Genomic DNA, 9,025 nt, shown 5'->3' with positions numbered 1-9,025 from the left:
GACGGCGGGGGTCGCGAGGGCGAGGTGTCGGTGCGGAGGGGGGCGGCAGCGCCGGGGGCGTGGGGCCAGGACCGGCGGGGGCGGCCGTCGGTGCCGCGCTGGCGTACGGGGCGTAGGGGAGGGGCTCGGGTGCCGTCTCGGGCGGCCCGGTGTAGCCGCCCGCGGCGCGCTGGCCGCCGCCGTGCCCCCGGTTGGTCAGCACGACCAGCACGATCAGGCCGGCGACCGCCAACGGCCAGGGGAACCAGTAGCGTCTCCAGGTGTCTCCGGCCAGCATCAGCCCGGCCAGCACGCCCACCCCGACGAGCGCCACGACGAGGCTGCGCTCGTCGAGGGAGATCGCCGCCCGGTCGGTGCCCTCCTCGGGCAGCAGCAGCCACAGCGCGCCGTACAGCAGCAGCCCGGCGCCGCCGAAGAGCGCCAGCACCACGAAGAGGATGCGCAGCACGAGCGGGTCGACGTCCAGGTGCCTTGCCAGGCCGCCGGCGACGCCGGCGATCTTGCGGTCCACGCCGACGGTGCGTCGGATCCGGCCGACGCGGCGCACGTCCTCCGAGGAGGTGCGGGGGCCGGGGTCGACCGGGTCGGAGGGACCGCGGTCGGGGGTGGCAGGGGCCTCGGGCGGAGTACTGGTCATGACTCCACTCTCGTCCCCGGCCCGGCCCGGCACCATCGGGAACCACCCTGAGCGGGACCCGGTCCCGGGCCGCCCTCCTCAGGGTCCGCTCGGGGTCAGACCTCATGGTCCGGGGGCGCCGGCTGTGTGACGATGGCGGGGAGATGAGCGCCCAGTCCACCACCAGCGGGTCCACCAGCAGCGGGCACGAGTTCCGCAGGGCCTACCGCGACAGCCAGCAGCCGGTCCTCGGTGGCGTCGCGGCGGGGCTGGCCCGCCACCTCGGGGTGCCGGTCCTGTGGGTGCGGGTCGCGTTCGTCGTGGCCGCGGCGCTCGGGGGCATGGGCGTCGTGCTGTACGGCGCCTTCTGGATGATCCTGCCCTCCGACTCGCGCTTCGAGGAGGCGGCGCCCGGGCTGGAGAGCGCCACCCGGACCGGGAAGCGGCCCGGCCGGGTCGCCCGGCTCACCGACCTGGGGCCGGTGGTGGCGGTCGGGGCGCTCGCGGTCGGGCTCCTCCTGCTGCTGGGGGCGCTGCTGGGGACCGGGGCGTTCTTCTGGCCGGTCGTGCTCGGAGCCGCGGGCGTCACCCTGCTGTGGCGCCAGGCCGACGAGGTGCAGCGTGAGCGGTGGCTGGACTCCAGCGGCCGGATCGACCCGTTCCGGGCCCTGTTCGGTGCCGGCGGCTGGGCGTCGTACGCCCGCGTCGCGGCCGGCGCGGTGCTGGTGCTGGGAGCCCTGGTGGTGTTCTCGCTGCGCGCCGGTGACCTCGGAGCGGCCCGGGACATCACCGTGGCCGGGCTCCTGGGCATCGTCGGTCTGGCGATCGTGGTCGGCCCGTGGATCTACCGGCTGGCGGCCGACCTCACCGCGGAGCGCGCCGAGCGGGTCCGCACGCAGGAGCGCGCCGACCTCGCCGCCCACCTGCACGACTCGGTGCTGCAGACGCTCGCCCTGATCCAGAAGAACGCCGACGACGCGCCGCTGGTCGCCCGGCTCGCCCGGTCCCAGGAGCGGGACCTGCGCGCCTGGCTGTACGACGACCGTGCTGGCGACGACACCACGTTCGCCTCGACGCTGCGCACGCTCGCCGGCCAGGTGGAGGACGCGCATGGTGTCTCGGTGGACCTGGTTATCGTGGGGGACTGCAGCCTCACCGACCCGGTGCGCGCACTCGTGAGCGCCACCGGCGAGGCGGTGACGAACGCCGCCAAGCACGCCGGCACCGGCCGGGTCGACGTGTACGCCGAGGTCTCGGCTGCGCTGGTGGAGGTCTTCGTCCGCGACCGCGGCGTGGGGTTCGACCCGGCGGCGGTGCCGGAGGGCCGGTACGGCGTACGGCACAGCATCGTGGACCGGATGGAGCGGCACGGCGGCACCGCGGAGATCCGCTCGGCCACCGGGGAAGGCACCGAGGTGCGGCTGCACATGCCGCGACAGGAGGAGAACCATGGCTGAGCGCCGCCCGGTCCGCATCGTCATCGTCGACGACCACGCGATGTTCCGCGCCGGGGTGCGCGCGGAGCTCGGCGCGGTCGGCACGGGCACCGTCGAGGTGCTCGCCGAGGCGGCCGACGTGGCCGAGGCCGTCGCCGCCATCCGCCAGCACCGGCCGGACGTGGTGCTGCTGGACGTCCACCTCCCGGGCGGGGGAGGGGTCGCGGTGATGCACCAGGCCGGCGTGCCGGAGGTGCGCTACCTCGCCCTCTCGGTCAGTGACGCCGCCGAGGACGTGATCGGCACGATCCGCGGCGGCGCGCGCGGCTACGTCACCAAGACCATCACCGGGCCCGAGCTGGTCACCGCGATCGGGCGCGTCGCTGACGGCGACGCGGTCTTCTCGCCCCGCCTCGCCGGCTTCGTGCTGGACGCGTTCGCCGGGTCGATCGACGTGGCGGCCGTCGACGAGGACCTCGACCGGCTCACCGAGCGGGAGCGCGAGGTGATGCGGCTCATCGCACGCGGCTACTCCTACAAGGAGGTCGCCAGGGAGCTGTTCATCTCGGTCAAGACGGTGGAGACCCACATGTCGAACGTGCTGCGCAAGCTGCAGCTGTCCTCCCGTCACGAGCTGACCCGATGGGCCTCCGACCGCCGTCTGCTCTAACGCGCGCGCTCGCTACGCTGACGCCATGGAGTTCCTCGACCACACCCTCGTCCTGCTGCACTTCCTCGGCTGGGGCTCCCTCCTCGGCGGGATGGTGGTGCAGCTGCGCAGCCCCGAGCGCTCGGTGAACGCCGCGATGCGCGACGGCATCGGGCTGGCGTTCGTGGCCGGCCTGCTGCTGGTGGGGGTGCTCGAGGCGGAGGACGAGACCGTCGACAACGCCAAGATCGCGGTCAAGTTCGGCATCGCGCTGGTGATCCTGGTCCTCACGATGGCCAACATGCGCAAGCCCCGGATCCCCAACGGGCTCTTCTTCGGGCTGCTGGGCCTCACCGTGGCCAACATGGTGGTGGCCATCTTCTGGTGACCCCCGCGTGACCGCGGCCCCGGCGGGCCCGGACTGTCCGTGCCGGCACGTAAGGTGGGCGCGAGATGAGCGACACCTTCCCGATCCCCGGGCTCGAGCTCCCCGGCCCGCCAGCGAGCCCGCCCGCACCCCGAGCAGAGGAGCTGCTGGCCGGTCTCAACGAGCCGCAACGGGCCGCGGTCGTCCACGAGGGGGCGCCGCTGCTGGTGGTGGCCGGCGCCGGGTCGGGCAAGACCCGGGTGCTCACCCGGCGGATCGCCTGGCTGGTGTCCCAGCGGGGCGCGCATCCCGGCTCGGTCCTCGCGATCACCTTCACCAACAAGGCCGCGGCGGAGATGAAGGAGCGCGTCGAGGAGCTGGTGGGCCGGCGTGCCCGGCTGATGTGGATCTCGACCTTCCACTCCGCGTGCGTGCGGATCCTGCGCAAGGAGATCGGGGTCCTCGGCCGCAGATCCAACTTCTCGATCTACGACGCGGCCGACTCCAAGCGGCTGATGACGCTGGTGCTGCGCGACCTCGACGTCGACCCGCGGCGCTACCAGCCAGCGGCGGTGCTGAACTGGGTGTCGGACGCCAAGAACGAGCTGCGGGACCCCGACGAGGCGGCCAAGGACGCCCGCAACTCCTTCGAGGAGACCTGCGCGGCGGCGTACTCCTTCTACCAGCGGCGGCTGCGCGAGGCGAACGCGCTGGACTTCGACGACCTGATCATGACCACGGTGCACCTGTTCGCGGAGTTCCCCGAGGTGCGGGAGACCTACCGGCGCCGCTTCCGCCACGTCCTCGTGGACGAGTACCAAGACACCAACCACGCGCAGTACGCCCTGATCCACCAGCTCTGCGCCGAGAACCCGGAGGGGGCCGGGGAGGAGACGGCGGAGCGCAGGGTGCCGGCCAGCGAGCTGATGGTGGTCGGCGACGCCGACCAGGCGATCTACGCCTTCCGCGGGGCGAGCATCCGCAACATCCTCGACTTCGAGCAGGACTTCCCCGACGCCACCTCGATCCTGCTGGAGCAGAACTACCGGTCGACCCAGACCATCCTCAACGCCGCCAACGCCGTGATCGGCCACAACGCCGGCCGCAAGCCCAAGCGGCTGTGGTCCGACGCCGGTGCCGGCCCCGCCATCGTCGGCTACGTCGCCGACGACGAGCGCGACGAGGCGCGGTTCGTCTCCGAGGAGATCGACCGGCTGACCGACACCGGGGACGCCCGCCCCGGAGACGTCGCGGTGTTCTACCGCACCAACGCCCAGTCCCGCGTGTTCGAGGAGACCTTCATCCGCACCGGCATGGCCTACAAGGTCGTCGGCGGGGTGCGGTTCTACGAGCGCCGCGAGGTGCGCGACATCCTGGCCTACCTGCGGATGCTGGCCAACCCGGTCGACGAGATCTCCCTGCGCAGGATCCTCAACACCCCCCGCCGCGGGATCGGCGAGCGCGCGGAGGCCTGCGTGGCCGCGCTCGCCGAGCGTGAGGGCCTGAGCTTCTGGGAGGCGCTGCGTCGCGCCGAGGAGGCGCCCGGCCTCGCGACCCGATCTCTCAACGCGATCCGGGGGTTCGTCTCGCTGGTCGAGGAGCTGCAGGCGATGGTGGCCGCCGACGAGCGCCCCGACGTCATCGTCGAGTCCGTCCTGGAGCGCACCGGCTACCTCGCCGAGCTGGAGACCTCCGAGGACCCGCAGGACGCCACCCGGGTGGAGAACCTCGCCGAGCTGGTCGCGGTGGCCCGGGAGTTCTCCGAGTCCGGCGACCGGGAGGGACCGGCGCAGGTCGTCGAGGAGGCCGTCCCGGTCACCCCGACGCTCGGGGACTTCCTCGAGCGGGTGGCCCTGGTGGCCGACAGCGACCAGATCCCCGACACGCCCGAGGGCGAGGACACCGGGGTGGTCACGTTGATGACGCTGCACACGGCCAAGGGACTGGAGTTCCCGGTGGTGTTCGTGACCGGCCTCGAGGACGGCGTCTTCCCCCACTCGCGCTCACTGGGCGACCAGCCCGAGCTCGAGGAGGAGCGGCGTCTCGCCTACGTCGGGCTCACCCGCGCCCAGCGGCGGCTCTACGTCTCCCGGGCGCTGATGCGCTCGGCGTGGGGCGCGCCGATGCACAACCCCGCCTCGCGGTTCCTCTCCGAGCTCCCGGTCGAGCTGGTCGACTGGCGGCGCGAGGAGTCCGCCCAGACCAGCTGGTCGCGGCGCGACCTGACCGGCGGAGCCGGGGGTCTGGCCACCCCCACCGCCGCGGGGCGGCGCCACTTCTCCTCCGCCGCACTGCGGATCGACGCCGCGGCCAAGGCCAAGCCCGCCCGCCCGATCCCCTCGCTGGATCCCGGCGACCGGGTGCTGCACCCCTCGATGGGGATGGGCACCGTGGTCTCCCTGGAGGGCGCCGGGGAGAAGACCGTCGCCGCGATCGACTTCGGCTCCGAGGGGGTCCGCCGGCTGCTGCTGCGCTACGCGCCGGTCGAGAAGCTCTGAGCCAACCCGCACCAGCGGGTGCGCGGCCCGGGGCGCGACCGGGACCGGCGACGAAGGGCGGTGCGGCACGCCGGGCGCATGGCCCTGCAGCGGGTGGGTACCTCGGCGGCGTGGACGATCAGGGGGTGACGCCGTGAGCGACCAGCGCGGCGTAGGGGTCCACCGGGTCGCCGCCGCCCGGGCGGACCTCCAGGTGCAGGTGCGGCCCCGTGGTGTGGCCGGTGCTGCCGACGGTGCCGATCTGCTCGCCGGAGCGGACCTCCTGCCCCACCGAGACCAGGAAGGACGTCTGGTGGCAGAACCACAGCTCGGTGCCGTCGTCCAGGGTGATGACGGTCTTGTTGCCGTAGGCGCCGTCGTACCCCACCGAGGTGACCACGCCGCCGGCGACCGCGTAGATGGGCGTGCCGGGGGGCGCGGCGAAGTCCAGGCCGGTGTGCATGCTCGACCACAGGCCGTACTCGCCGAACGTGGCGGTGAGGTGGTAGCCCACGGTCGGGAGCACCCATGCGTTCTCGACGATCTTGGCCGACTGCGCCTCGGCCTGCTTGGCGAACTTCGCCAGGGCCACGTTGCGCTGCTTGGCCTGCGCCTCGGCCTGCTGCACGAGCTTCTCGTCGGTCGCGTCGGCCAGCGTGTCGCGGGAGGAGTCGCGGCTGACCACAGCGCTGCGGCCCACCAGCAGGCTGGCCTGGGAGACCTTGCTCGAGCCGCTCAGCGCGTTCGCGTGCACCGGCGCCGTGGCCGGGGAGGCGGCGGTGGTGAGTACGTCGGCGGCACCGCCGGAGGACACCGCACCACCGACGGCGACGGCCAGGGTGGCGACCCCCGCCAGGACCGGCGCGGGCGGCAGGGTGCGGAAGAGGGGACCACGTGATCCCGCGTGCCGGGCCGCCTTGCGTTTCCCGGCCGTGACCTGGGTCGACGAGGCCACCGAGGGCCGGCGGCCAGAGCCGCGGCGGTCAGCCCGGTGGTTACCCATGTTGTTCCTTACGTTCGGGGGATCGGGACAACGACCCCAGACTGTAACGGAATAGTCACGGACCCAGAAATCAGGACTTGCCTCGATTGTGGAGAACGGGTGTGCCTCGAGGGTGCGAACCGATGAATCCGGCCGCAAAACTTGTAGACCGGTCCACACCGCGCGTGGGGCAGGTCACGACGGGCGGGCGGCGCGGCGGGCGCCGTACCCCGTGGCGTGCGTCACATTCGGGGACGAACGGTCGATCGGGGCGCTGAACGGCACGACCCGAGGTTCGCCGGGGGCCACCGCCGGTCTAGGGTGCAAATCAGCACACCCCTGGCAGTCGACCATGTGAGGACTGGGCATCGTGGACCTGATGGAGTACCAGGCGAAGGAGCTCTTCGCCAAGCATGACGTTCCGGTGCAGCTCGGCACCGTCATCACCGACGCCGCGGACGCCGCCGCGGCCGCGGAGGCGCACGGGGGCCGCGTGGTGGTCAAGGCGCAGGTCAAGACCGGTGGCCGGGGCAAGGCGGGCGGTGTGAAGCTGGCCCGCGACCCGCAGGAGGCCGAGGCCCGGGCCAAGGAGATCCTCGGCATGGACATCAAGGGCCACACGGTGCGCCGGGTGCTGGTCGCGCCGGCCGCCGACATCGCCGAGGAGTACTACTTCTCCTTCCTCGTCGACCGCGCCCACCGCAACTACCTCTGCATCGCCTCGATCGAGGGCGGTGTGGAGATCGAGGTGACCGCGGTGGAGAACCCCGACGCCGTGGCCAAGGTGGCGATCGACCCGCTGGTCGGCGTGGACGACGCGAAGGCGGCCGAGATCGTGGCGGCGACCCGGTTCCCCGCCGAGGTCGCCGACCAGGCGGCCGAGGTGATCCGCAGGCTGTGGGACGTGTTCATCAAGGAGGACGCCACGCTGGTCGAGGTGAACCCGTTGGTGAAGCTGGCCGACGGACGGCTGGAGGCACTGGACGGCAAGGTGACCCTCGACGGCAACTCCGACTTCCGCCAGCCCGCGCACCCCGCCTTCGAGCTCCGCGAGGAGGAGGACCCGCTCGAGCTCGCCGCCAAGGAGAAGGACCTCAACTACGTCAAGCTCGACGGCGCCGTCGGGATCATCGGCAACGGTGCCGGGCTGGTGATGTCCACCCTCGACGTGGTCGCGTACGCCGGTGAGCAGCACGGCGGCGTGGAGCCGGCCAACTTCCTCGACATCGGCGGGGGCGCCTCGGCGCAGGTGATGGCCGACGGGCTGCACATCATCCTCAACGACCCACAGGTCAAGGCGGTGTTCGTCAACGTGTTCGGCGGCATCACGGCGTGCGACGCCGTGGCGGACGGGATCGTGCACGCGCTGGAGATGCTGGGCGACGAGGCGAACAAGCCGCTGGTCGTCCGCCTCGACGGCAACAACGTCGAGGAGGGCCACCGCATCCTCGCCGAGGCCAACCACCCGCTGGTGACCATGGTGGACACGATGGACGGTGCGGCCGACAAGGTCGCCGAGCTGGCGAACGCCTGATCACGGGAAGTAGAGGGAACAACGACATGGCTATCTTCCTGACCGACCGGAGCAAGGTCGTCGTCCAGGGCATGACCGGCTCGGAGGGCATGAAGCACACCACCCGCATGCTCGCCTCCGGCACGGCGATCGTGGGCGGGGTGAACCCCCGCAAGGCCGGCGAGCAGGTCGACATCAACGGGACCAGGATCCCGGTGTACGGCACCGTCGCCGAGGCGATGGCGCAGACCGGGGCGGACGTGTCGGTGGTGTTCGTGCCGCCGGCGTTCACCAAGGACGCCGTCATCGAGGCCGTCGACGCGGGCATGCCGCTGATCGTGGTGATCACCGAGGGCGTCCCCGTCCACGACACCGCGGTCTTCCGGGCGTACGCCGAGGCGAGGGGCAGCCGCATCATCGGCCCCAACTGCCCCGGGCTGATCAGCCCCGGCAAGTCCAACGCGGGCATCATCCCCGCCACCATCGCCGGGGGCGGTCCGATCGGGCTGGTGTCGAAGTCGGGCACGCTGACCTACCAGATGATGTACGAGCTGTCGGAGTACGGCTTCTCCTCCGCCGTCGGCATCGGCGGTGACCCGATCATCGGCACCACGCACATCGACTGCCTCGAGGCGTTCGAGAACGACCCCGAGACCGTGGCGATCGTGATGATCGGCGAGATCGGCGGCGACGCCGAGGAGCGCGCCGCGGCGTACATCAAGGAGCACGTGACCAAGCCGGTGGTCGGCTACGTCGCCGGGTTCACCGCCCCGGAGGGCAAGACGATGGGGCACGCCGGCGCCATCGTGTCGGGGTCCTCCGGCACCGCCCAGGCGAAGAAGGAGGCCTTGGAGGCGGTCGGGGTCAAGGTCGGCAAGACGCCCTCCGAGACCGCCCAGCTGATGCGCGAGGTGCTCGCCTCCCGCTGACGGCCACCGGGCTCAGCCGCGCGCCGGCTTGCCGCCGGCCGCGTCCGGCGCCGGCA

At 72.4% G+C, this 9,025-nt stretch carries 8 protein-coding genes; 6 read left to right on the top strand and 2 right to left on the bottom strand.

What is annotated here, in order from left to right; translation table 11 throughout:
- Nucleotides 1-637, bottom strand: a 637-nt coding sequence (locus PLP61_RS11480) for a PspC domain-containing protein (protein ID WP_324502852.1), incomplete at its 3' end; no start/stop codon positions are given.
- Nucleotides 638-780: 143 nt separating this feature from the next.
- Here PLP61_RS11480 and PLP61_RS11475 point away from each other — a divergent pair.
- The 4 genes from PLP61_RS11475 (at nt 781) to pcrA (ending at nt 5,566) form a co-directional block, all read left to right on the top strand.
- Nucleotides 781-2,073 carry an ATP-binding protein gene (locus PLP61_RS11475; protein ID WP_324502851.1) on the top strand — a complete coding sequence of 431 codons (1,293 nt, stop codon included), beginning with the start codon at nt 781-783 and terminating at the stop codon, nt 2,071-2,073.
- Nucleotides 2,066-2,722: a LuxR C-terminal-related transcriptional regulator gene (locus PLP61_RS11470; protein WP_324502850.1), complete on the top strand. Its 657-nt coding sequence runs from the start codon at nt 2,066-2,068 to the stop codon at nt 2,720-2,722. Before PLP61_RS11475 ends, PLP61_RS11470 begins: the two co-directional genes overlap by 8 nt.
- A gap of 25 nt (nt 2,723-2,747) precedes the next feature.
- The gene (locus PLP61_RS11465; protein ID WP_324502849.1) at nt 2,748-3,089 is read left to right on the top strand and encodes a hypothetical protein; all 342 of its coding nucleotides are present in this window, start codon (nt 2,748-2,750) and stop codon (nt 3,087-3,089) included.
- Nucleotides 3,090-3,154: 65 nt separating this feature from the next.
- Entirely contained in the window at nt 3,155-5,566 is a 2,412-nt protein-coding gene (pcrA, locus tag PLP61_RS11460) for a DNA helicase PcrA (RefSeq protein WP_324502848.1), read from the top strand.
- Nucleotides 5,567-5,684: 118 nt separating this feature from the next.
- Here pcrA and PLP61_RS11455 read toward each other — a convergent pair whose 3' ends face one another.
- Entirely contained in the window at nt 5,685-6,548 is an 864-nt protein-coding gene (locus PLP61_RS11455; protein WP_324502847.1) for a M23 family metallopeptidase, read from the bottom strand.
- Between the two features lie 349 nt (nt 6,549-6,897).
- Here PLP61_RS11455 and sucC point away from each other — a divergent pair, with 349 nt between their 5' ends.
- Complete coding sequence (gene sucC, locus PLP61_RS11450) at nt 6,898-8,061, top strand: ADP-forming succinate--CoA ligase subunit beta (RefSeq protein ID WP_324502846.1); 1,164 nt, start codon at nt 6,898-6,900, stop codon at nt 8,059-8,061.
- Between the two features lie 26 nt (nt 8,062-8,087).
- On the top strand, nt 8,088-8,969 hold the full coding sequence (gene sucD / locus PLP61_RS11445; protein ID WP_324502845.1) for a succinate--CoA ligase subunit alpha: 882 nt from the start codon (nt 8,088-8,090) through the stop codon (nt 8,967-8,969).
- Nucleotides 8,970-9,025: the final 56 nt, after the last annotated feature.

The organism is Nocardioides sp. (assembly GCF_035429765.1).
In the GTDB taxonomy this organism is placed as follows: domain Bacteria; phylum Actinomycetota; class Actinomycetes; order Propionibacteriales; family Nocardioidaceae; genus Nocardioides.
This window is presented reverse-complemented; position numbering and strand designations above follow the sequence as displayed.